Annotated in this window: 24 protein-coding genes; 14 read left to right on the forward strand and 10 right to left on the reverse strand. The window is 62.8% G+C overall.

The window, feature by feature from the left end; all coding sequences use genetic code 11:
- Positions 1 to 171 precede the first annotated feature (171 nt).
- The 10 genes from V3B48_RS16245 to V3B48_RS16290 all read left to right on the forward strand — a co-directional run bounded on the left by V3B48_RS16245 (position 172) and on the right by V3B48_RS16290 (position 8,858).
- On the forward strand, positions 172 to 846 hold the full coding sequence (locus V3B48_RS16245) for a response regulator transcription factor (RefSeq protein ID WP_049398287.1): 675 nt from the start codon (positions 172 to 174) through the stop codon (positions 844 to 846).
- Positions 846 to 2,195: a HAMP domain-containing sensor histidine kinase gene (locus tag V3B48_RS16250; protein WP_049463026.1), complete on the forward strand. Its 1,350-nt coding sequence runs from the start codon at positions 846 to 848 to the stop codon at positions 2,193 to 2,195. Before V3B48_RS16245 ends, V3B48_RS16250 begins: the two co-directional genes overlap by 1 nt.
- A gap of 323 nt (positions 2,196 to 2,518) precedes the next feature.
- Positions 2,519 to 2,935 carry a hypothetical protein gene (locus tag V3B48_RS16255; RefSeq protein ID WP_329894069.1) on the forward strand — a complete coding sequence of 139 codons (417 nt, stop codon included), beginning with the start codon at positions 2,519 to 2,521 and terminating at the stop codon, positions 2,933 to 2,935.
- 135 nt (positions 2,936 to 3,070) lie between these two features.
- Positions 3,071 to 4,261 (forward strand): efflux RND transporter periplasmic adaptor subunit, encoded by a 1,191-nt coding sequence (locus V3B48_RS16260; RefSeq protein ID WP_197615113.1) that lies wholly within the window; start codon positions 3,071 to 3,073, stop codon positions 4,259 to 4,261.
- Positions 4,258 to 6,222, forward strand: coding sequence for a MacB family efflux pump subunit (locus tag V3B48_RS16265; protein WP_345786167.1), 1,965 nt, complete (start codon positions 4,258 to 4,260; stop codon positions 6,220 to 6,222). The genes V3B48_RS16260 and V3B48_RS16265 overlap by 4 nt, the downstream gene beginning before the upstream one ends.
- Positions 6,223 to 6,312: 90 nt before the next feature.
- Positions 6,313 to 6,708 carry a hypothetical protein gene (locus V3B48_RS16270; protein ID WP_197615111.1) on the forward strand — a complete coding sequence of 132 codons (396 nt, stop codon included), beginning with the start codon at positions 6,313 to 6,315 and terminating at the stop codon, positions 6,706 to 6,708.
- 26 nt (positions 6,709 to 6,734) lie between these two features.
- A complete protein-coding gene (locus tag V3B48_RS16275; RefSeq protein ID WP_049463021.1) occupies positions 6,735 to 7,112 on the forward strand; it encodes an EF-hand domain-containing protein in 378 nt (125 codons plus the stop codon).
- Between the two features lie 115 nt (positions 7,113 to 7,227).
- A complete protein-coding gene (locus V3B48_RS16280; protein WP_032128612.1) occupies positions 7,228 to 7,425 on the forward strand; it encodes a hypothetical protein in 198 nt (65 codons plus the stop codon).
- Positions 7,426 to 7,824: 399 nt separating this feature from the next.
- Positions 7,825 to 8,391, forward strand: a complete 567-nt coding sequence (locus tag V3B48_RS16285) for a UDP-N-acetylglucosamine acyltransferase (RefSeq protein ID WP_071227578.1) — start codon at positions 7,825 to 7,827, stop codon at positions 8,389 to 8,391.
- Complete coding sequence (locus V3B48_RS16290; protein WP_256200885.1) at positions 8,388 to 8,858, forward strand: hypothetical protein; 471 nt, start codon at positions 8,388 to 8,390, stop codon at positions 8,856 to 8,858. The genes V3B48_RS16285 and V3B48_RS16290 overlap by 4 nt, the downstream gene beginning before the upstream one ends.
- Before the next feature lie 48 nt (positions 8,859 to 8,906).
- Here V3B48_RS16290 and V3B48_RS16295 read toward each other — a convergent pair whose 3' ends face one another.
- The 3 genes from V3B48_RS16295 to V3B48_RS16305 all read right to left on the reverse strand — a co-directional run bounded on the left by V3B48_RS16295 (position 8,907) and on the right by V3B48_RS16305 (position 11,666).
- Complete coding sequence (locus V3B48_RS16295; RefSeq protein ID WP_329894078.1) at positions 8,907 to 10,229, reverse strand: XVIPCD domain-containing protein; 1,323 nt, start codon at positions 10,227 to 10,229, stop codon at positions 8,907 to 8,909.
- A 22-nt stretch (positions 10,230 to 10,251) separates the two neighbouring features.
- Positions 10,252 to 11,115, reverse strand: a complete 864-nt coding sequence (locus V3B48_RS16300) for a hypothetical protein (RefSeq protein ID WP_329894070.1) — start codon at positions 11,113 to 11,115, stop codon at positions 10,252 to 10,254.
- Positions 11,116 to 11,318: 203 nt separating this feature from the next.
- Positions 11,319 to 11,666, reverse strand: a complete 348-nt coding sequence (locus tag V3B48_RS16305) for a helix-turn-helix domain-containing protein (protein WP_107431662.1) — start codon at positions 11,664 to 11,666, stop codon at positions 11,319 to 11,321.
- A gap of 101 nt (positions 11,667 to 11,767) precedes the next feature.
- On the opposite strand from V3B48_RS16305, the gene V3B48_RS16310 reads away from it, so the two are divergent.
- Both V3B48_RS16310 and V3B48_RS16315 read left to right on the forward strand, forming a co-directional pair.
- Positions 11,768 to 12,757 (forward strand): MDR family oxidoreductase, encoded by a 990-nt coding sequence (locus V3B48_RS16310; RefSeq protein WP_329894071.1) that lies wholly within the window; start codon positions 11,768 to 11,770, stop codon positions 12,755 to 12,757.
- A gap of 128 nt (positions 12,758 to 12,885) precedes the next feature.
- A complete protein-coding gene (locus tag V3B48_RS16315; RefSeq protein WP_049463018.1) occupies positions 12,886 to 13,206 on the forward strand; it encodes a hypothetical protein in 321 nt (106 codons plus the stop codon).
- Positions 13,207 to 13,275: 69 nt separating this feature from the next.
- Here V3B48_RS16315 and V3B48_RS16320 read toward each other — a convergent pair whose 3' ends face one another.
- Positions 13,276 to 13,500 (reverse strand): hypothetical protein, encoded by a 225-nt coding sequence (locus V3B48_RS16320; protein ID WP_329894072.1) that lies wholly within the window; start codon positions 13,498 to 13,500, stop codon positions 13,276 to 13,278.
- A gap of 163 nt (positions 13,501 to 13,663) precedes the next feature.
- On the opposite strand from V3B48_RS16320, the gene V3B48_RS16325 reads away from it, so the two are divergent.
- Positions 13,664 to 16,417 carry a UvrD-helicase domain-containing protein gene (locus V3B48_RS16325; RefSeq protein ID WP_329894079.1) on the forward strand — a complete coding sequence of 918 codons (2,754 nt, stop codon included), beginning with the start codon at positions 13,664 to 13,666 and terminating at the stop codon, positions 16,415 to 16,417.
- A gap of 154 nt (positions 16,418 to 16,571) precedes the next feature.
- Here V3B48_RS16325 and V3B48_RS16330 read toward each other — a convergent pair whose 3' ends face one another.
- Entirely contained in the window at positions 16,572 to 16,823 is a 252-nt protein-coding gene (locus V3B48_RS16330; RefSeq protein ID WP_046986722.1) for a hypothetical protein, read from the reverse strand.
- Positions 16,824 to 17,334: 511 nt separating this feature from the next.
- Here V3B48_RS16330 and V3B48_RS16335 point away from each other — a divergent pair.
- A complete protein-coding gene (locus V3B48_RS16335; protein ID WP_329894073.1) occupies positions 17,335 to 18,534 on the forward strand; it encodes an integrase arm-type DNA-binding domain-containing protein in 1,200 nt (399 codons plus the stop codon).
- Between the two features lie 3 nt (positions 18,535 to 18,537).
- On the opposite strand, the gene V3B48_RS16340 is transcribed toward V3B48_RS16335, so the two are convergent.
- The 5 genes from V3B48_RS16340 to V3B48_RS16360 form a co-directional block, all read right to left on the reverse strand.
- Positions 18,538 to 19,986, reverse strand: a complete 1,449-nt coding sequence (locus V3B48_RS16340) for an ATP-binding protein (RefSeq protein ID WP_201116626.1) — start codon at positions 19,984 to 19,986, stop codon at positions 18,538 to 18,540.
- Between the two features lie 161 nt (positions 19,987 to 20,147).
- The gene (locus tag V3B48_RS16345) at positions 20,148 to 20,648 is read right to left on the reverse strand and encodes a hypothetical protein (protein ID WP_201116628.1); all 501 of its coding nucleotides are present in this window, start codon (positions 20,646 to 20,648) and stop codon (positions 20,148 to 20,150) included.
- Between the two features lie 519 nt (positions 20,649 to 21,167).
- A complete protein-coding gene (locus V3B48_RS16350; RefSeq protein ID WP_201116630.1) occupies positions 21,168 to 21,596 on the reverse strand; it encodes a BLUF domain-containing protein in 429 nt (142 codons plus the stop codon).
- A gap of 175 nt (positions 21,597 to 21,771) precedes the next feature.
- Complete coding sequence (locus tag V3B48_RS16355) at positions 21,772 to 22,386, reverse strand: hypothetical protein (RefSeq protein WP_262220600.1); 615 nt, start codon at positions 22,384 to 22,386, stop codon at positions 21,772 to 21,774.
- Positions 22,387 to 22,579: 193 nt separating this feature from the next.
- Positions 22,580 to 23,512: an SOS response-associated peptidase family protein gene (locus tag V3B48_RS16360; RefSeq protein ID WP_329894074.1), complete on the reverse strand. Its 933-nt coding sequence runs from the start codon at positions 23,510 to 23,512 to the stop codon at positions 22,580 to 22,582.
- Positions 23,513 to 23,566 lie beyond the last annotated feature (54 nt).

The raw sequence follows: 23,566 nt of genomic DNA on the forward strand, positions 1-23,566 counted from the left end.
AAGGCTGGAGTGCCTGGATTGCGCGAACCTTGCGCCGACAGCGTGTTTCCTGCGTCACCACAGCCGTGCGGAAGATCGGGAAGGCACGCCATGTTCACGCAATGTTCCTGTAATACGGTGCCGGCGCGTGCCGAACCGCCCTGCCACGCCCTTCCTGCCCAAGCCCTGCCGATGCACATCCTGCTGATCGAAGACGAAGCCGAACTGGCCGCCACCCTGAAATCCGCCCTGCAGCGCGAGCGCTACGTGGTGGACCTGGCCAACACGCTGGCACTGGCCCGCGAAGCGGCCCTGTGCGGATCGCACGATCTGGTGCTGCTGGACCGCACCCTGCCCGACGGTGACGGGCTGGGATTGATTTCCCTGCTGCGTGAGCGCAACCCAGGGGTGCCGATCATCGTGCTGAGCGCGCTGGGGCAGCTGCCGGACCGCATCGCCGGCCTGGATGAGGGCGCGGACGACTATCTGGCCAAGCCCTTCGCACTTGAGGAACTGTTCGCCCGCATCCGCGCTGCAGGGCGCCGGCCGAGCGGCATGCAGGTGGAACTGGTCAGCATCGGCCGGTTGGTGTTCGACCCGGCATCGGGTGAAGCCAGTGTGGGCGGGCAACGGCTTGAGCTGCCGCGCCGCGAGATCCGTGTGCTGACCGCGTTGGCCCGGCGCCTGGGGCGCACCGTGCTGCGCGAGTCGATTGAGATGGCAGTGTATGGATTCGATGACGGCATCCATTCCAACACGCTCGACTCGCACGTCTCGCGCCTTCGCCGCAAGCTGGCCGATGCCGATGCAGGAGTAGAGATACACGCCATCCGCGGCGTCGGCTATCTGATGCGGGAAGCCAAGTAATGGCGCGTCGTCCCTCGCTGAAGCGCCCGTTGATCGTCAAAACGCTGATCTATCAGCTGCTGGCGTTGCTGGTGGCGTTCTTCGCGCTGCTGATGGTGCTGATACGTGCCGACAGCGGTGGCTACTACACCATCCAGACCTTCGCGCCGGTGGCGGCCGACGCGGTGCACCGCGACCGCAATGGCGACCTCTACGTGCAGAACACGCCGGAACTGGCCGAACTGCTGAAGGTTGTTCCCGGTGCATGGTTCATCGCCGAGGATGAGCACGGCCACCACGTTACGTTCGGGCCTGTGCCGCCGGCCTATGCCTCGCTGGTTGGCGCACTGGATGGCATCCCCTTTGGCGACCTGCGCGGGCGCGACCGCAGCGATGGCCTGGCCGTCGTGGTCCGCCAGCACAGCGGGCCGGCCGGCAAGCTGACCATCATGGCCCATGGCGAAACCGATACGCTGACCTGGCAGATGGCGTTGGCGGCACACATCATCACCCTGCCGATCTTCCTGCTGCTGGGCCTGGCCACCATCGTCCTGACACCGATCATCGTGAGACGAGCCCTGGCCGGGGTGGAGCGCATCGCCCAGGAAGCCCGCAACATCTCCGCCAGTCGGCGCGGTGTCCGCCTGACAGAAACCGCGGTGCCGGTGGAGATCGCTCCGTTGGTGACGGCGGTGAATGAAGCACTGGAGCGGCTGGACGAGGGGCACGAGCGGCAACGCCGCTTCATCGCCGCCGCCGCGCATGAGCTGCGCACCCCCATTGCGATTCTGAGGGTGAAGGTCGATGCGGCCGACGACGCCACCTCGCGCAACCTGGCCGTGGAAGTGGCACGGTTGGCGACGCTGGCAGAGCAGTTGCTGGATCTGCACCGCATGGACGAAGACGGGCCGAAGGAAACCATCAACCTGGCGCGGGTGGCCAAACGGGTGGCCGCCGATCTGGCGCCGCTGTTGATCCAGTCGGACAAGACCGTAGCCGTGGCGGTGGAATCGCACTTCCCGGTGTTCGGCGAGACCGGCGCAGTGGAGCGGGTAATCTCCAACCTGGTGCTGAATGCTGCCGAACATGGCGGACGCCAGATCATCGTGCGCGTTCAGGGCAGCTGCCTGGAGGTCGAGGACGACGGCCCCGGCATACCGGTCGACCAGCGCGAACGGGTTTTCGAACCCTTCCAGCGGCTGCGGCCGCGGCAGACAGGCGCGGGCCTGGGGTTGAACCTGGTGCGCCAGGTGATCGACCGCCACGGCGGCCACGTCACGATTCTGGATGCGCCTGGCGGTGGTGCATTGATCCGTGTTGAGTTTCCACTGCACCCGGGCGTAACCAGCGCGTCACCGCTGGAGCACTGAACACACCGCGTGCACCTGTGTAACTGGCACCTGTCCATGCGATGCCGGTAGCGAGGACAGGCAAGGTTGCGGCAATGTTCGCTGCACAGCATCGGGGTGTGGCACCTGCCGTGCCACCGCGTTCCGATCTGACAGGAAGCCTGCATGTGACCCAGGGAGCTCCGCCACCGTCCTCTTCCACGCGCACTGTGCCACCGCGGAATTCGCCGGGCCTTACCGCTGCCGCATGGAATCGCCACCCGCGCACTGGCCGCGCGCTCGGCCTGGAACATTGGCCGCTCTGGCTGCGGGCAGTTCCCGAAGCCGAGCGCGCAGGTGTATTGATGCGGCTGTTCGGCGCCCTGTTCCTACTGCTGCCCGGCATTGCACTGGTGGCTTCAACGTACAGGCACGCGAGCGCTGCGGCGGCCGCTGCTGTGCTCCTGTTCGTTGCCGTGCATGCTGCGCTGCATGGGTTGGCGGCATGGCGCGCGGCAACCTCCCGCCCGATGCCACCACTGCTGCGCGTCCTGGATGGTCATGCCGCCGGGGTGATGATTGCCAGCGGGCTGCTGATCAGCATCGGTGCAGGGATGACGAAGCTGCCTGTTCCAGCATTCTTCTGGTTGTTGGCCGGCGCGGTGAGTCAACTCTTCGCTGCGCGATTGGCAGGTCACCGGCTGCGCAATGCACTGCTGGTTCTCGGTAGCGCCCTGCAGTTCATCGCCGTAGCATTGCTCGCCCTTCTTGCCGCAAGCTGACACAGCGATAGCCCCGCAAGGTTCACGCAACCCAGCGCATCGAGACTCGACGGCCAACCCCGTCTGCCACGCCAGACGTGTGTCTCTTCTGCCGCGAGGACCCGCGATGACCTGTCTCTACTGGATGCTGCGACGATGAGCGCCGCACCACGCAAGCGCCGCCGGGCGCTCATGATTGCTGCCGCCCTGCTGTGCAGCGCGCTGATTCTGTTTGCATGGTTGCGGCCCGCACCACCTCCGAACCTGCAGGTTGCGCCGGTCGTTCGCGGCAGCATCGAACAGGTGGTGGAAGCCACTGGCACGCTGAAGCCCTCGCGACTGGTAAGCGTGGGCGCGCAGGTCTCCGGCCGCATCGACACCCTGCATGTGAAACTGGGCGACAAAGTGAAAGCCGGCGATCCCATCGCCGATATCGATTCGCGCACGCAGCGCAATGCATTGCTGAGCGCGCAGGCCGCACAGCGCACCGCGCGCGCCAACCGCGATGCACTGGCGACCGACCTGCGCCAGTTCGAGTTGACACTGCATCGGCAGCAGCAACTGGCTGCCGCGCAGCTGGTGGCCCGCGCCGACTTCGATGCAGCCAAGGCCAAGGTCGACGCCACCCGTGAACAGATCGCCGCGTTGGACGGTGAAGTTGCGCGCCGACAGACCGACGTCGATGTCGCGCAGACCAATCTGGAGTACACCCGCATCACCGCCCCCACCGACGGCACCGTACTGGCCGTGGTCGCGCGCCAGGGGCAGACCGTGAATGCGGTGCAGAGCGCACCGACCATCGTGATGCTGGGCAATCAGGACGTGATGACGGTGTACGCCGAGATCTCCGAGGCTGACGTCGTACACACCGCTGTTGGGCAGGAGGCGTTCTTCACCATTCTTGGTGATGCCGGTCGCCGCTACAGCAGCAGGCTTCGGGATATAGCGCCAGCACCGGAATCGATCACCAACGAAGACAGTTCCAGCCTCGCCGCACCGGCGGTGTCGGGTGGCAGCCGCACGGCCATGTACTACAACGGCCAGTTCGACGTGGGCAACGCCGATGGCCGCCTGCGCAGCTACATGACCGCGCAGGTTCGCATCGTGCTGGGCCGCGCCAACGACGTACTGACCATTCCCTCGGCCGCATTGGGTGCGCGCGCCGTCGATGGCAGCTACAGCGTGCAGGTCCGTGGTGCCGACGGCCGCGCCAGCACGCGGCGCATTACCACCGGGCTGGATGACCAGATCCAGGTGGAAGTACGCGACGGGCTGAACGAAGGCGAACAGGTCGTGCTGGCGCAGGCCAACGTCGAAGCCACCAGCGCACCCGCTCAGCCCAAATGAGTACGACCATGACCGAGCCATTGCTGCGCGTTCGCGGCGTACGCCGTGAATTTTCCGCGGGCGAGCAGACACTGGTGGTACTCGACGGCATTGACCTGGATATTCACGCAGGTGAACTGGTGGCCATCGTAGGCCAATCCGGTTCGGGCAAGTCCACGCTGATGAACATCCTGGGTTGCCTGGATCGCCCTTCCGCTGGCGTCTATCAGATCGCCGGGCGCGAGACCGCGCAGATGTCGCCTGATGAACTGGCCGAACTACGCCGCGAGCACTTCGGCTTCATCTTCCAGCGCTACCACCTGCTGACCGATCTGACTGCACTGGGCAATGTGGAGGTGCCTGCGATCTACGCCGGCATGCCTGCCGAAGCACGCCATGCACGGGCAGCCACCTTGCTGTCGCGGCTGGGTCTGGGCGAGCGTATGCAGCATCTCCCTGGCGAGCTCTCGGGCGGCCAGCAGCAACGCGTTTCGATTGCGCGTGCGCTGATGAATGGTGGCGCGGTGATCTTCGCCGACGAACCCACAGGTGCGCTGGATACGCATTCCGGCAAAGAGGTGATGAAGATCCTCGGCGAGCTGCACGCGGAGGGTCATACCGTGGTGCTGGTCACGCATGACATGGCCGTGGCCGAGCATGCGCAGCGCATCATCGAAATCCGCGATGGGCGGATCGTGGATGATCGTGCAACCGGTACAGCTCTGGCAGCGGGCGTGGCGACGCCAGCCGCGCCCCAATCCGTGGGTAGCAGCGGCTGGCAGGTCTGGCGGGACCGGTTCGCTGAAGCCTTCCGCATGGCACTGCGCGCGATGAACGCCCACCGCATGCGCACCTTCCTGACCATGCTCGGGATCATCATCGGCATTGCTTCGGTCGTGGCGGTGGTAGCACTGGGCACCGGTGCACGGCAGGCCATCCTGTCCAACATCTCCTCGTTGGGTACCAACACCATCGAGATCCATCCCGGTTCCGGTTTTGGCGACCTGCACTCGGCGCGGGTGGAAACACTCACCCCCGGCGACAGCGTGGCCCTGGCCCGGCAGCCATTCGTGGACAGCGCCACCCCGGGTGTTGCCACCAGCGGCACCGCCCTGCGCGGCAATCGCTCTGCCAGTGTGCAGGTGCAGGGCGTCAGCGAGCAGTACTTCCGCGTGCATGGCCTGAAGCTCGGCGAGGGCGCCTTCTTCGGTCCACCCGGCGTGGCCGGCTACCAGCAGGTGGTGGTGATCGACGCCAATACCCGCGCACGCTTCTTCGCCGCGACCGACAACCCGATCGGGCAGACCCTGCTGCTGGGCAATGTTCCGGTGCGCGTGGTGGGTGTGGTGAAGAAGGACGCCGGTGCGGCCGGTGATGCATCGCTGCTGCGGGTATGGCTGCCCTACACTACCGCAATGGCGCGCGTACTGGGGCAGAGCCACGTCTCCAGCATCACCGTGCGCGTCTCGGATGCGATCAGCATGGAAGCGGCTGAGCAGGCCATCGCGCGACTGCTGACTCGCCGCCACGGCAGCACCGATTTCTACATGAGCAACAACGCGCAGATCCGTAGATCCATTGAACAGACCACCGGCATCCTGACCATGATGATCAGCTCCATCGCTGCCATCGCACTGGTGGTGGGCGGAATCGGGGTCATGAACATCATGCTGGTCTCGGTGACCGAACGAACCCGCGAGATCGGCGTGCGCATGGCGGTGGGCGCGCGGCGCAGCGACATCCTGCAGCAGTTCCTGATCGAATCGGTGCTGGTCTGCCTGCTCGGTGGCGTGCTCGGCATCGGCGTGGCGCTGGCGCTGGGCGCGGTGATGGAGCTGGCCGATGCGGGCTTCAGCCTGGTGTTCTCCGTCAATTCGATTCTGGCTGCATTCGTGTGTTCCAGCCTGATCGGCGTTGGTTTCGGCTTCCTGCCGGCACGCCGTGCCGCACAGCTGGATCCTGTGGAGGCGCTGGTTCGATAGCCGCTGCAATTGCTCGCCCTGACGGCAGGTTCGCGCAATGTCTGCAGGGTGTACTACGGCTACCAACGATGTCCGCACAGGAGCTGGACGATGTTTCTGAAGACAGGAAGAACCGCGCTGATTCTGGCGGTCGCTGCGCAGCTGGTGTTGATGCCGTACGCCGGCGACGCCCATGCGCAGCGTGGCGACCGCTACAACCCGCAGTGGAACCAGGACTACCGCGATCGGGAGCGCGATGCATGGGAACGGCACGAACGTGAGCGGAATCATGAGCGCGAACGCGAGCGCCGGCACGATGCCAAGACCGCCGGTGTCGTGGTGGGCGTGGTAGGTGCAGCGGTGGTGGCCGGCGTGATTGCCGCTGCCGCCAAACGCGAGCGCGAGACCCGCGAGCGCGCCAACTATTGCATGAACCGCTACGGCAACTACGACCGCCGCAACGACACCTATCGCGGCTCCGACGGCTACACCTATCCCTGCCGCTGATCTGCAATTTTCAAGGAGAATCACCCATGACCAGGATCACTCTGTTGATCGCCCTGTGCACTGCCCCGTTGCTGGCCCAGGCCTCACCGGCCGACCCGAAGCAGGCCTACATCGACGCCACATTCACCGCCATGGATGCCAACAACGACGGACGCGTCGACAAGACAGAGTACGCGACATTTCAGCAGGAACGTTTCAGCAAGCAGGCCGATTCCATCGACGCCGCGTTTTCCGCGATGGACAGGAACAAAGACGGCAGGATCAGCAAGGAGGAAGCCAACGTGGTGCCGGAGATCGCGAAGTACTTCGCGGGCCTGGACACCGATGGTGATGGCTATCTGTCGCTGAAAGAGATGCAACAAGCCATGGTTGCCGCTCAGACTGCAGACGCGCCAACAAAGTAAATCCAGGGCGGGGCGCTGAAGATGGATACCCATCCGGGCGCGGTGCGGGTTGAATACACCCTCTTCCCACGTTAGCCTCCGACGTGCCCAAGGAGGGCTATCAACGGAGTGAAGCATGAAGATTGGATTCAAGCTGTCTGTTGCTATTGCGGCTGCTGCACTGACCCTGGGAATCGGCAGTGCCTCCGCGCAGTCCCGCTGTACCCCGTGCTACACCGCGTACGAGGCCTGCCTCGCAGCGGGCAATGGCGAGAAGGTGTGCTACCCGGCTTTTGCCCGCTGCCTGCGGAACAGCGGCTGCACCATCCCGTAAGTCACGCACTGCCGTGATGTGTGCCGGCCCCCATTGCGGGGGCTGGCATTGGTGCTTCTCGAAAGGTGCTCCTCGCTCCTCACGGTATCAGTCTGCATTCCAGCTGGCCGGCCGAGCCGAGCATGCACTCAGAATACCCATCCCGCCATATCGGTAGCACAATGCGTCCGGCGCATCTGCGCGACGGCGCGCGGACCCGGTGCTGAGCCCCTGGCACCCTTTTCCGTCCTTCGCAGCACCAATCCTGCCAGGTGACAGTACCAGGCAGATCGCCCCAATTCAGGTATCCTTGCGCGCAGTCAGCCACGCCTTCATGCGGCCGCTGCGGTGCAGCATCGTCGTTGCCGACGAACACACGATTCGCCATGGATGTTTCAACGTAGTCACAGGGGAAAATGGATGAAGAAGTTTCTGTTCGCAGCGATCATCGCCGTGTCGCTGGTAGGTTGCACCACCAATCCACCGCTCAATTTTTCGGTCCCGAATGTCGGGGTCAGCAGCAAGAAGATTGATGGCGAGTTGAAGTCATTGACGGTCACGCTGGCACGTCCGGATGAAGCCAAGGGCAAGATCCCCGCGCAGGCCCAGCACGAAGTGCCGCAGATGTGGCAGAACGCGTTGACCGAAGCGCTGAACAAGATGGCGGTGTTCCGCGACGACGCGCCGGTGAAGTTGAGCCTGTCGGTGAAGATCCTGGCGATCGACATTCCGAGCTTCGGTGCATCGATGACCACCAAGACGATCGCCCGCTACGAGCTGATCGATCGTGCAACGGGCAGCATCGTCTACACCCAGGATGTCAGCGCGTCTGGCGAAGTTCCGTTCAACTACGCCTTCGCAGGCGTGATCCGTGCCCGTGAGTCGATCAGCCGCTCGGCCCAGAACAACATCGCCCAGTTCCTGCAGGCCCTGGAGACAGTGGATATCTCCAAGCCGATGTTCCCGAACAAGCAGGAAGCGCCGTGAAGCGCCTGCTGCTGGCCGCATCCGCTGCTGTGATGCTGACCGCATGCGCACCAAATGTGCGCACGGACAGCTACTCCATCGGTTCGGTGGGACAGGTCAATCGCACCGTCAGCGGCACGGTCATCAGCGTCCGTGCGGTCAGTATTGACGGCTCACAGGGCGGTGGTGCCGTTGCCGGCGCTGCGGCTGGCGGCGTGGCCGGCTCCACCATCGGTGGCAGCGACCAGGCGGCGGCCATCGGTGCCATTGGCGGCCTGGTGGTAGGCGCGATTGCCGGTGCCGCCTCCGAACGCGCACTTTCGCAGGCCAAGGGCCTGGAATACGTGGTGCAGACGGAGAACGGCAATCTGATGACAGTTGTACAAGGCCCCGATCCGGTATTCAGCACCGGCATGCGGGTGCTGGTGCTGTATGGGTCACCCTCGCGGATCATTGCCGATCCACGCCAGCCGAAGTCGGCCCCGTAAACGCGGCGATGCCCCTTTCATGGGGCATCGCTCTGCAGCGGTGCGATTTCAACCCATCCGCACCGCGTGACTCTCGCGAGCCTGCACTTCGATATCCTGCTGGCGCTGCATGACCGCCTGCTGCCGCTCCAGACTGGCGGCTTCCATCTGCTGCAGCGACTGCGCAACCGGCGTATGCACTGCTACATCTGTTGGCATTGAAACACGCAGGTGGGCGGGATCGTTCATCTCGCCCTGCACCACGAACACGTTCCGCCCTGCGGGAACGTCGGCCGTCTGGGCGCTCAGCAGCACGTGATCGGCGCGTTCAAGCTGGTTGCGGCGGGCCAAGGCCATCACGCTCGCCACAAGACGCTCGCTGTTCTCATCGTGGGTGCGCCCGGCGCTGGCATCGATCGCGGCAACGCCTTCGCGCACCTGCTGCATCAGTGCGTACTCGCGATGGCCTGGGCCGATGTCCGCCAGGCGGGTCAGCGCCTGTGAGGGATCCGGCACGTCGTCCACCGCTGCGGTCAGCGGGCTGCGGGTAATGGTCCGATACGGGTCGTCTGGGTGGAACTGGGTACGTTTTTCCTGGCGTTCCAGACGAACCTCGCGCGCGTCGTTGAGTTCAGCGATACGTGCGGGATCGGTGATCTCGCGCAGCGACATGTGACCGCCGCCCGCATTGACGCTGGCCCATTTCCTGTCCGCCTCGAAGTACATCGCGTAGTAGCTGTTGCCACCGATGACGTTCGGATCGACCGCCGAGCGCCCTTCCAGGGCCTGGGTGGCTTCCAGCACACTCAACCGGGTCAGGTACTGGCCGCCCTTCGTCCATCCCATCTGGCTGATGGCATCGACGCTGGTGTTGCCTACGCGGGGGCCTCCGGCGTAGTCGTTGTTGAGCATGTTGGTCCAGATCTGCTCCAGCTTCTCGGGGCCGCTCTTCTGCTCGGCAGCCTCCAGCAGCACGCGCGGCGTCCAGCAGTTGGGATCAAGCTCATGCCGTTCAAATGCCCGGTCGTGGGCCAGCATCACATCCTTGCCGGGAAGATTCAGTGCCATTTCGGGACGCCCCTGCTCCATCCAGTACAAGCGCCGCTCCAGGTCCTGGCGCAGAAGCGTCTGCCCAAACACATCCCATTGGCGCTCGCTCAGCTGCGCGTCGGGAAAGCCGGATCCCTTGCCCTCCTGGTGCCGTGCATAGTCCTGTGCGTAGCTGTTTGCAACGCGGCCTGGCAGGCTGTCGTTGCGAACAACACCCAGCGCCAGCGTCCCATAGCCATCCGCATCCGGCAGCTGCGACAGATAGTTCCAGTACAACTCGCGGTTTCCGGCCTTGGCATAGCTGGCCAGAATCTTGAGATTCTCTTGCGTCAACCCGCCCATTGCCTGCTCCTGAATGCACTCATTATCGGACTCGGGTGCGCGCGAGGACATCCCGCACCGCATCTTCCATCCGCTTCCAGTCAGCCAGGAAGGCCCGCTTGTAGTTCAACGAGATGGAAAGCTTGTTCTCCACATCCGAGAAGTAGTGGAAACACCCTGCCGCAGCTTGTCCTTGCTCACTGATGACCTGATCGCCCTGCAGGCGAACGCCATCCCCCCGGAATGCCGTGCTTTCGCATTTGATGAATGTGGTCAGGCTGCCGTTGGGAGCGCGCGCGATGTACCAGTCATCTTCATAGGCAGGATTTCGGATGGGCGGTTTTCCATAGCGCGCTTCGTACGCCTTCGAGAAATCCTCCATCCTCGTTTCATCGATGGCGTAAGGCGTCAGGCCCATGACGTCGGGCCGCGCAATCCGCAGATCGAGCCGATCCCGAGGATCCCCTCGCTCCACCGATCCTTCCTCGGTGGATGCCTGGTTGGAGGACAATCGCTCCAATGATGTTTCGATTGGCGCACGATCGATGTAATCGATCGCCACAGCAATCTCCTTGCGGAAATCATTCGTACGCGGATTCGCCCGGGCACCCGGAGCAGTCGGCTTCATGTCCGGCCACTCGATGACCAGCGTCACGCCCTCGCCCGGCCACGGTGCGATCTGGCTGTCCAGGTAGTTGGCCGGAATGCGGAAGGTGTTCGGCCCCAGCTTCACGTCCACGGGGGCATCGGTATAGGTATGGCCGTTGATCGTGCGGCCGGTCTGGGTTGCGCCGGACATGGCGGGATTCCTTTCGTGTTCGTTGGACGGTGGCCGCGCACATGCGCCGGCACTCACTGCAACGGCAAGTGCAAGCGTCAGACACCGGCTGGGGGGCATCACGTGCATGGGCATTCCATTGCAGGGTTCCAGCGCCACTATAGGGAACCGGGTGTCAACGGAACAGGAACCGCATCGCCGCCCTTCACGAAGCGAGGCAGCGCTCCACATGCGCTGCCTGCAGCAATACCACTACCGCGATTGCCACGGCCTCCGAAACGCTGCGGGGTGCTCGGGCCATGTCGACCACACTCGGCGCTACGCTTCAGACCTCAGCTGTCGCTGTCCGTGCTTCTATGGCCACGATAGGTTTCGCCCCACTCGCGCATGGCCAGCAGCACCGGCACCAGCGTGCGCCCGAATTCGGACAGCTCGTACTCGACCTTCGGTGGCACCTCTGCATAGACATGGCGGATCACCACCCCGTCAGCTTCCAGTTCCCGCAGTTGGCTGGTCAGCATGGACTGGGTGGCGTTGGGCACCCGCCGCGTCAGCTCCATGAAGCGACGCTTGCCGGTCATCAGGTGGAAGAGGATGACAGGCTTCCACACGCCACCCATGACCGACAGCGTGACCTCCACGGCGCAACCGCTCTTGCCATCCCAACGCTTGCTACGCATGCATACTCCGGAAAACCATAGTACCTACGGAAAATCATCGTTCTTGTTGCAATAGCGGTGCGAGCCTAGCATGGCCCCATTCCTTGAATGTGAGCCCCTCCATGACGTTCAAAGCACTGCTCGCCCGCAAGACAAACAACCAGGTATCGACCGATCTGGTCGATTTTGATGAGGCCGATCTGATGGACGGCGACGTCCTGGTGCAGGTCGAGTACTCCACGCTCAACTACAAGGATGCGCTTGCCCTCACCGGCAAGAGCCCGGTCATCCGGACGTTCCCGCTCATTCCCGGCATCGATCTGGCAGGCGTGGTGCTGGAATCCAGCAGGGCCGACTTCAAGCCAGGCGACCGCGTTGTGCTCAATGGCTGGGGCCTGAGCATGAGTCACCACGGCGGCCTTGCACAGCGCGCCCGTGTGCGCGGCGAATGGCTCAACCGGATTCCCGGCAACCTGAGCACTCGCGACGCCATGGCCATCGGCACCGCGGGCTATACCGCCATGCTGTGCGTGCTGGCCCTGGAACATGCCGGCGTGACGCCCGACAAGGGCGATGTGCTGGTGACCGGCGCCAACGGCGGTGTCGGCTCGATTGCGGTGGCGATCCTTTCAAAGCTGGGCTATCGCGTGGTGGCCGCCACCGGGCGCCCGGAGCATGCTGAGTATCTGCACAACCTGGGTGCGAGCGAAATCATCGACCGCGCGCAGCTTTCGGAACCACGCGACCGGCCGGTGAGCGCCGAACGCTGGGCCGGCGTGGTGGATGTGGCCGGCGGCCCTACCCTCGTCAACGCCATCGCCGAGACCAAGTACCGCGGTGCCGTGGCCGCGTGCGGCCTGGCGCAGAGCGACGCGCTGCACGGCTCGGTGCTGCCTTTCATCCTGCGCAACGTGACCCTTGCGGGCGTGGATTCGGTGAATGCGCCGCAGGACGTCCGCCAGCGCGCGTGGGACCGGCTTGCCACCGACCTGGATCCGCAGAAGCTTGAAAGCACGGTGCAGCTGATTGGGCTTGCCGACGTGCTTGAGGTTTACGAGCAGATCATTCCCGGCAAGGTGCGTGGGCGGATAGTGGTGGATGTGAATGCCTGAGGAAGCCTCCCCAGCGGATTCCATCCGGCAACGAATGGTGAACACGCCGTGAAACCATGCGTGCGGCAGTGGCCGTTTGCCACTGCTGCTCGCATACGCTCAGGTTTCCGCCGACTGTGGACACCGCCATGTCAATGACTGCACTCGCACTTGCGACCGCTCTTTCCGGCCTGCCCGACATTGCCTGGGAGCGCGAGCGCGGCGAAGACGCACATCAGCTGATGCTCTGCCAGATCCATCGCGATGAGCTGATGCAGGATGACGCGAAGAGCGATGCCTACCAACGCGCCAAGGCGGTCTGCGATCTCCTGGCGCGTGAGTACAGGAACAAATGGGATTTCGATGCGCAGGAGGCATTGGCGGCATCGGCAGTGGATCTGGATGAGCTGATCCGGCGGGGAGACCTGGTTGAGGTGCCTCCAACAAGGCAGGACCGCGTCTACGAGTGATTCCGTGCCGGCAGGTGCTGGCACCTGGAGCTGCCGCAGGGCAACCAGGTCCAGTGCCGACCGGCGAGGCTAGCGGATGCGACTCCGCGCCAGTGCCAGGCGCCTGATCTCGTCTGGCAGAAACACGACGCCGTCCTCCATTTCGATGCGCATCTGCGAGGCATCACCTTCGTGCCCCTGCATTGCAGCGGTCACCAGAATCTTCAGTGTATCCGTGCGGATATCGTAGCCGCCGACGGTGTGCTTCAAGGTACCCACACTGTTCCAGTCGATTTCCATGATCGGCGTCCACATCCACAGGCTTCATGCTGGCAACGGCCTTCGCCCACGTCAATGAAACCGGTCGCACGGCCGACCATGAAGCGAAAGGCCACGCGCGTGGTCAAGGCCCCTTATCATGGAGAGGTAAGGGCTCTGCAAGCCCAGTCGACGTACGCAAGGCAGTATCTGGATGTCTATGGAATGGCGCCCCTCGGGCTGGGGCCTACGTGTGACCCGCTCGCCGAACTGGTGGCTGCGACTTGACGGCGAACATGTTGAGCTTTTGATTGAAGGTCGCCAGTACCGGCAACACGTAGCTGACGACGAGCGCGTGCAGGTCATCCCTGGACTCTTCTGGGCCAAAGTCGTCCTGCAGACCCAGGGCGACGGCGTGCTGATCATGGATGGACTGTCCAACAGCCAGGCTTCCCGGCTTGCGGCAGCGCTGCAGCAGCTGCGCTTTACGGGTACCACGCGCGGGCGCAAGGCACTGTTCGACACGATTCTGGAGCAGATCCAGTCGTGGCTGGCCGAGGCAGATGCCCTCATCGACCGGGGCAGCACCGGCCGCCGCTGGATCACGCACGAACAACAGCAGGCACTGCTGGCCGGTCGCCCCGCCCTGCCGCTCCCGCCGCGCGAGCTGGAACAACTGTTCCTGGATGAGGATGTGCACGAGGACCTGCATTCGCCCAGCCACCGTGCAGCACTGGACGCCCTGGGCGACTGGCAGCTGGACTGGCCCGAGGCGTGGGCCGACGCAAACGCAACCATGGCAGCGCGCGAACGAGTACTGGCCAAGGACTTCCTGGACCGGGTCGAGAGCAAGCCGCTGACCGACGAACAGGCCCGCGCCGTCATCTGTTTCGACAACCGCGTGCAGGTCGTCGCCTCCGCTGGCTCTGGCAAGACCTCCACCATGGTCGCCAAGGCCGCTTATGCCATCGATCGCGGCTTTATCGAACCCGAACGGATCGTGATGCTCGCCTTCAACAAGGATGCCGCCAGGGAGCTTGCAGAGCGCGCGCAGCGATGCTTCGACCGGCTCGGCATGGGCGACACCGTGGTTGAAGCCCGGACCTTCCACGCCCTCGGCCTGGCCATCGTCGCCAAGGCCACCGGACGCAAGCCCGACATCCCCGAATGGACCACTGACGCCACGCTGGGCTTCAACAAGCTGGCCGAACTGGTGGACGATCTGAAGGACCGCTCGACCCACTTCCGCACCCAATGGGACATGTTCCGCCTGGTGTTCGGGCGCGACCTGCCGCCATTCGGCGCGGAAATGGAGGCCGACGGCTACGACCGCGATGGCACGCCCTATATCCGTACCCTGCAGGGGGAACGGGTGAAGAGCCTGGAAGAGTGCGTGATCGCCGACTGGCTCTTCTACAACGGCGTGACGTACGACTACGAGCGACGCTACGAATTTGATACCGCGACAGACACCCATCGCCAGTATCGCCCGGACTTCTACTATCCGGACGCCGGGCTGTATCACGAACACTTTGCGCTGGATGCCGATGGCCAGCCGCCGAAGCACTTTGCCAACTACAGCGAAGAGATGCACTGGAAGCGCCAGCAGCATGTGGCACGCGGCACGGCCCTTGTCGAGACGACATCCTTTGGCCTGCGCAGCGGGCATGCCCTGCTGGACCTCGCAGAGAAGCTGGGCGAGTGCGACATCGAGCTCGACCCGAACCCGGACCGCGAGCTGCCCGATCAGGGCGCCAAACCGATGCCCGATGCGGACCTGATCGGCTTGATGCGCACCTTCATTGCTCACGCCAAGAGCAACTGCCTGACGCTGGACGATATGGCCGCACGCCTGCGGCAGATGCCCGAGGATCAGTTCAAGGAGCGACACCGTCGCTTCCTGGAAATCGCAGGGCCGGTTTTCCAGGCCTGGGACAACGCACTGGCTGACGAGCGCGGCATCGACTTCGAAGACATGCTCAATATGGCCGCTGGACTGCTGGAACAGGGCCGCTACGAATCGCCTTACGATCTGGTGATGGCCGATGAATTCCAGGACGCATCGCGCGCCCGCGCACGCCTCTGCCGTGCATTGGTCAGCCGCCCCGGCCGCTATCTGTTTGCGGTGGGCGATGACTGGCAGTCGATCAACCGCTTCGCCGGGGCCGACGTTTCGGTGATGACCGGATTCCGCGAGTGGATGGGCCATGGCCAGGTGCTGAAACTGGAGCAGACGTTCCGCTGCCCTCAAGCGCTCTGCGATGCTTCCAGCCACTTCGTCAGCAGGAACCCCTCTCAGATCGTCAAGGAGGTTCGTTCTGCTGCACCGGCCATGGGCCCGGTGCTGCAGGCGTTCCAGATGAATCGGCGTGAGGAGGTGCAGGATGGCGTTCGCCAGTACCTCGCCAAGCTGCATCAGCAGTTGTTGTCCGGGGCGGTGCCGCAAGGGCGCAACGGACGCGTGACGGTCTTCATCCTGGGGCGCTACCGCGCCGATCGCAGCGCGATGCCTTCGGATTGGAAGACAGCCTTCGGCAGCACGATGGAGGTCGAATTCCTGACCGCACATCGATCGAAGGGGCGCGAAGCGGACTACGTGATCCTGCCGGGCATGATCAACCGCAGCTTCCCGAGCCTGCGCGCGGATGACCCGGTGCTTTCCCTGGCAATGCCGGATGGGGATACCTACCCACTGAGCGAAGAACGGCGGTTGTTCTATGTCGCGCTGACGCGGGCGCGACGGTCGGTGGCCATGTTCACCCTGCAGGGGAAGCGCTCGCCGTTCCTGGACGAGCTGGTGAAGGACGGGGCAGTGAAAGTGACCGCAATTTCAGGCGCGGCCATCAATGAAGAACGCTGCCCAGTGTGCAAGGTGGGCGTGTTTGTGGACCGCAATGGGCCGCATGGGGCTTTCCGGTCGTGCTCCAGTTACCCGTTGTGCCACAACAAGCCGAAGGGTGGGCGTCGCGAGTAGCCGTCCAAGAAATGCCATCCGTTCGAGCACGCAGACACCACACCTCAGCGGTGAGCGGCCGGCTGTAGCGGGCGGCAGGACCACGGACTCCCACTTTCCCACAAAGAGAAAGCCGGCACTGGGCCGGCTTATGGATCCTTTTCCAGCACCTGCATCAACGCTTTGAGCACAGCTTTCTCAAGCTGAGCACGATGTCCGCAAAGCCATAGAGGAAAGGCGCAGCAAGAAGCGCGGAGACGCCTGATCCCAAAAGCCAGGGAACAATGCCAGTAAGCGCCAACACGATGCTGATGACGCCAACCGCGGCCGACAAACCTCCGACCGTCTGGATGACAAGCGGCAGCGTCTCACTCTCTACTCGTGACTGTTCTGCCGAAGCCGGGTCCACCGCATCCATTTCACTCATGATTAGTCCTGTCCGTGAAACCTGAATACTAGCTCAGTAAACGGCGTTTTTGTGCTGGTGTCTCTCGGAACATCCCACCGCTCCAGTGGGGGCGCTTCTTATCCGCCGACTCAGCAAGAACACAGGGGTACCGCGCACCACTTCCTGCTTGAGCCGCAGCAGCGCCGTCGACATCAGACTCCGCGTGAAACAGCGGGATCACTTCCACTGCAGCAACGGTCTGAATCGATTTCTTGATTCTTTGCCGAGAGTTTTTTTGCATCCATCCCTGTCCTCAGTTGAGGACAGCTGCGCAGGTAGGGAAGCCTGAGAAAACAAAAAGGCCCCTATCACTAGGGGCCTTCTGGAATCCTGGCGGAGAGAGTGTCTGATTCTAGGGGGTTCCCTAGCTTCCGTGCGCTTCCGTGGAACCAGTCTCAGCCCTTGCGCCAGCTATGTTTCACCATCCGGACTGGTTCGCACGCCTTCGCGGGAAACCGCGTCAACTGGGCGGGTACATGGATGGGTAGGAATGGGTCTGAAGATCAATCGCTTGACGGCGAGACGGGTGGCCACGATCACGGAGCCGGGCTACCACGCGGACGGCGGGGGCCTGTACCTACAGGTTACCGCTTCCGGTGCGAAGAGCTGGGTGTTTCGGTATCGCTTTGAGGGGAGACGCCCAGAGATGGGACTTGGCCCGCTGCATGTGATCGGTCTCGCCGATGCGCGGGCGGCGGCTGATGCCGCGAGGAAGTTAATCCAGGCCGGCCAGGACCCTCTTGCCGGTAGGCGCGCCGCCGTCATGGCCACGTCATCCATCCCGACCTTCTGGGAAGCGGCTATGGCCTACATTGCAGAGCGGCAGGCCGGCTGGACCAACCCAAAGCATGCCGGCCAATGGACCAGCACCCTAGAGACCTACGCCAAGCCGGTGCTGGGAGACCTACGGGTGGATCGTATCGAGACGGATCACGTGCTGGCTGTGCTGAGGCCCATCTGGGCTACTAAGACAGAGACGGCCAGCCGTGTCCGGCAGAGAGTGGAGGCGGTGCTGGACTCGGCCACCGTCCAGAATAAGCGGACTGGCGAGAACCCGGCAAGGTGGCGCGGTCACCTGGCCATGGTCCTGCCAAAGCCGACGACCGTAGCAAAGGTGGAGAATTTCGCCGCCCTACCCTACGCGGAACTGCCAGCCTTCATGGCCGCTCTGGCGGGCCGGCACGGCGAGGCGGCTAGGGCGTTGGAATTCACCATCCTCACTGCAGCCCGCACTGGAATGACGCTCAGAGCCGTGCCGAGAGAGATCGACTTACAAGCCGGCACCTGGACCGTTCCAAGTAGCCGGATGAAGGCAAAGGTTGAGCACACGATTCCTCTGCCGTCAGCGGCGCTGGCATTGGTCAAGCCCCGCATGCACCGCGCACTACTGTTCCCCAACGACCTGACCGGTGAACCGCTCAGCGAGAACGCCATGCTGGCGCTGCTTAAGCGTATGGGATTTGATCACATCACAGTTCATGGTTTTCGATCCACGTTCAAAGACTGGGTAGGCGAAACCACCGACTTTCCGGACGACCTCTCTGAAGCTGCACTCGCGCATCGGATCCAAGACAAAGCTAAAGCAGCATACAAAAGAGGCACCATGCTTCAGAAGCGCAGAGCTATGATGGAGGAATGGGCAACGCATGCTCTTGCCCACTCCCCGAAGGTCACTCAAGACGAGGATTAACCATCAAAAATCAAGTTGATCTTGCCACCGATGCGCCCTAAGCAGGTTGGCGCCCAGGGTGTAGGCATACGCTGCAGATGGGACAAATCTGAAGTCGTATCCACCAAACTTCACGAATCCATACTCCGTGCGGCTCGTAACCAGCATATCCTGATCACCAATGTTCGAATTTTTTTCGAGGAATTCAACACAGTTCTTCAGCTCGCCAACGCTGTGGAGCGGCTTATCAGTCCATTTAACCTCCACCGCCCAAAGTGGCTTTTGGGAGGACTGATCAATTGACACAATATCAATCTCACCTGATGCCCAGCGCGCATAGTAGAGGTCGGTCTTGTCACTGTGCTGCCACTGCGAATAAATGGCAGTTTCAACGATGTGACCAAAATGTTGGTCATCCGGCCCAATACGCCCGAATAGCGCTGCCCGCATGGATGGATTCGTCAAATAGACCTTGAAATGAGTGGCACGCTTAAACTGCCTAGCACTGCAATCAATACGATCCACCCGCCGAATTAAGAAAGCAGCTTCCAAGTACTCCAGATAGCGTTTTATTGTATTTTTTGCAACGCCGGACGACTTAGACAAACCCTCGAGATTGACTTCATTGCCAGTGTTGTAGGCCAGGGTATTAAATAGCTTATTCAACTCCTGAATGTCACTGATGCCATACAAGCTCGGCAGATCCCGCAGCAAAACCTTATCAATGATATCGCTTTTGATGTATTGCTCAGGATTATCCCTGATATCTTCAACAATTACAGCCTCTGGATAGCCACCGTAATTAAGATAGTTAACAAATTCAGCATTCAGAGCATCGATATTCGTTGCGCGATACGACGACTTCTTACTATCCTCGTCCTTCTCCACCTTTATCAAGCTATTCTCCTTCCCGATGAAGGAGAGATACTCAGCAAATGTTAGGGGCGGCAGCACGTAATTAGAAAATCTTCCCGCACCGGACTCCTGACTTTTAAGCCTAAGCGCTGCCGCCGCAGAACCAGTCGCGACGAATCTGTACTCCGGAAAGGAATCCACCAGGGACTTCAGATGAACCTCCCAGTCTTTTAAATACTGGATCTCATCAAAGAAGATGTAAGCGACCTCGCGACGACCGACACCTTGATCATCAATGAACATGCGCAAAAGAGATTCAAGAGAGAAGCCCGTATAAATAGGCGTTTCAAGCGAAAGATAGAGAACCCTTCCTCCCTCAACGCCCGAGGATAGAAGTTCATTTATCGCCTGATAGACCATGACCGTTTTACCAACGCGACGTGGCCCCATCAATATCACGGCGCGCTTAACCTTTGTATTTCTTATTTTCTCTAGGAAGGTAGGAAAATATCGCCGGCGAGGCGAAATTGAAAAGGGTATGTCCGGCTGCTTATCAGACCACCACGGATTATCGAACCTCATTCGGGCAACGACATCTTCCTTAGCGATTTCAAGCATTGTTACACCTAAGATCAATCCAGTGACTCTAGAGTACCATGATCTTATTTAAGATCAACCGACTGATCTTAGATTGGGTCCTAAGAGGCGTCCCACAGGCATGCGACAAGCCGCCATTGCCCCGCAATGCGGTTTGCGCGAGTTTTCTGCAGCCAAAAGGGTCAGACGGTGTGGTTCCAGCGCGGACGCGCTGCCCTCACCCAGGCCTTCATTGGATCCTTTGCCCTTGGCTTGGTCTCCTTCGGCGGTCGGCGCGGTTCCAGCGCTTCCTTGATCCGCTCGATCTCCTTAGCCCCAGCCTCTGCCAGGCGCCGAGCCTGTTGCTGCTGCTCGCGGGTCGGTGGCAGGCTGGGCAGCGGCGGCGGTGGCTGGATCGGCGTGCTGTCGGTCAGCCGCGCCACGGCCTCACGAAGGGGCAGATCGGAATAGAGCCTGGCCGCGCACCAGCGCTCGGCGTAGCGCTTCGCCTGTCGGACGTTGGCGGCGCGCGCTTCTTTGGTGTGCCACATCTTCTGGCCTTCCATCCAGAGCCGGACGCCGGGACCGCCATCGAGCGTGACGTTCGCCGTTTCCCGACCGTTGTACCAGAGCGCCCAGCGCTCACCCGTCTGGACCCAGCCAGAGGGAATTGGGGCGGTGCGGAAGCCGTGGGAGGAATGCATGGCCTGAAGGATACGACCGGCCGTCGCAGATCCTGCGAAGGACACCACCGCTCAGCCCGCTGTGATGAAGCGTTCACGTTAGGGCGAGCACAGTGGGGTCTCGCGGCTCTTCTCCGGTGCAGAATCCTTTGCTCCCGTGTCCAGCCCTCAAGCGGCACGGCTATGCACCCTCCCAACGCTTTCAGGATCCATTCGATCCTGCCCCTGCTTGCGCCCAATGGCGCAATCATCCGACTGGAGCAGGTGCGATCAACCTGTAAAAACTGTGGACTCAGGTCGTCGATGACTGAGGGTGCAGGCTTTCAAAAGGATCGAACGGGAACCACGCTTACGTGCCCTGCTTGCGGAACGACAGGATTGATGGACGAAATGGAGATCTGGCATCACTGGCTAGAGCAGTGCCGTCGCGAACGACTCCTGGCACTCTTCGACCCCAAGCCCGACGACCCACTCGATATCTAGGGCCCGAAATGAACGATGGCATCTCCGGTATGCCGTTCGGTGCAGGCACGGCGCTGCTCAGGCAGCCTCGGCGAATGGTTCGACAAGTGCAACCAGCATCTCCATGGCGGTGGCTGGGGCGACTTGATCGCCTCCCCGCTGCAGGAAGGAAGTCCAGTCGGCCCGCACCAGCTGCACCAGCTCCGGCGGCGACAGGGGGATGCAACGCATAGGCCAGTAGGGAAGCCTGCGCTGCCCAACCCGCCCCCGCGCAATCTCGATCAGGCTTGAATGGCTGGTGGCGCCCGCTGCTCTGGAGAAGGCCACATCCAGGCCATCGGGCGGCCCCTCCATGTATGCGAGGAACCTCTGTCCATCAAACAACGTGACCCCGGTAACTCCGGCGGTGCGATTGAATCGCTCTGCGTCCGCCATGATCTTGGACAGGTGGGCCATGGTCAGGTCGCCGACCGCTTCGCTGACAAATACAACAGCCCTGTTGGGCATGTCTCTCTCCGGCCTCCATGGGGAGCCCGAGCGTAGAACCGCTACCGTAAGTTTCGCGTAGAGGCCGCCTGACCGGCGTCACAGTTCGCCCGTGCCCTACACGCCCCGGGCACGGCCGGCCGGGCTACCCTCCGGCCATGTGCGGCCGATTCGTCCAGCTCCCTAGCCCAGATCGTCAGATCGGTCCCAAGTCCTTCACCACAGCCTGGCCCTGCTGCAAGAACCCGATCAGCAGACGCCCGCCAGCGACCTGCCGGCCCATCTGCTCGTTGAGGTAGTTTGCCTGGAGCCGCCCCGCCGACATCAAGTCGACCTGCAGCATGCTCGGCGCCACGCCTTTGAGTGGATCACCTGGTGATGCAAACTGGCCCCCGATCGGCTGCACTGCCGTAGCCTGCCGGCTATCGCTCTTGGCGTAGGCCGTCGCCATCATCCTGCCGCTTCTGGGCGACCAACCGCCCAGGACAATTTCGGTCCCCAGCTGTTCGATAGGCAGGTCAGCCTCTGCGGCCGCCTTCTCATAGTTCAACCACAGTTGGTCCATTACAGGCCCCATCTCGGCCGAAAGCTGCTCAATGGAGAAGTCGGCCCGGAAGCTCGCCTGCAGAGCCAGCTCGTAGATCTTCAGGAAGAACTGGGCTCCACCTCTGGTGGCCAGTAGCACGTTGTGCTGCGGTATCAGGAGCACCTTGGCACCGGCAGAGTGGGCGCCAGTCAGGGCATCCTCCGCAAGCGTATCCACTGCAACGACAAGCTGGTCACGGCTGATCAGTACGTTGAGGATGCTCATAGGACACGTCCATTGGCCAGCCGTGACTATGGCCGGAGCCCTAACCCACTGTCCACTGCAGTTGAGCCGGCGCGGCGCTGCTCACGCGCCCCCGGGTTGAGCTGCCTGCGGCCCCGGATCCGGCATGGTCAGGATGCCAGCGCCGGCGGCAGGGCACTATCGGGCAACCACCCACCGTCGTTCGGGGTTCTCCCTACGCGGCCAGCTTGTGCTCGTAGAACGGATGCCGCTTGTCGTCGAAGATCCGGTACAGCGCGGCCAGGTCGGCCGGGTCCGGGTTCAGCCAGGCACCAACGTGCTCGGGCTTGATGTTGATGATCGTCCGGTCATGGCCGGCGGCAGCCACCTCCGGCTCCGGATCATCGGTGATGGCGGCGAACGATAGGAGGTCGGGTTCCTTCCCCGCGGGGTCCGCCCAGTGCGACCACAGGCACGCCACCAGCATCGGCTCACCGGTGCGCGGGGTGAACTGCACCACCTGGTTCTTGCCGTCCGGCCCCTCCACGTTCTCGTAGAAGGTGTCGACCACCAGCAGGCCATGGGTGTGGCCGAAGGCCGGCGCCCAGAACTTCTCCAGGCTGTCGCGACGGGCGTTGTAGGTGCCCGGGTAGCGCTGGTCGTAGTTGGCCGGCTTCCCGGCGAGCCGGCACTGGTAGCGCATGGGCCTGATCACCAGCTTGCCACCCTCGGAGACGATCACCGGGGCATACACGCCGGGGAAGATCCGGCTATCGCGGCCCTTCGGCTCGGTGCGTTTCAGGTCTGCCAGCTTGGCCAGGGCGCGATCGATCTTGTTGCCGGCGATCCGCACGTCTTCCCGGGCCTTCTTGGTCTCCTTCACCTGCAGCGCCCGCTCGGCATCGGCCAGGCGCTTGCGGTTGGCGAACAGTTCCTGCTCAAGCACCGCGCCCTCGGCCCGGTTCCACTGCTCCACCTCAGCCCACACTGCCAGCTCCTCCGGGCTGGAGCCGGCGCGGAACGCGTCGTCCATCGCCTTCGGGGTCTTGGGCCGCTTCTTGCCCGGGTCGTGGGCGTAGAGGACGGCAAACTCCTGCAGCGACAGCGTGGCGCCGGTCATCCGGACCAGCTTCTGGTAGGCGGCGGTGATCTGGGCGGAGTAGCACATGGCGCCATCTGGCCCGCGTGGCTGTTGAAGCAGTGTGACGGCGCCCCCATTACG

The sequence above is a fragment of the Stenotrophomonas sp. SMYL20 genome, from assembly GCF_036320045.1.
Lineage (GTDB): Bacteria > Pseudomonadota > Gammaproteobacteria > Xanthomonadales > Xanthomonadaceae > Stenotrophomonas > Stenotrophomonas maltophilia_A.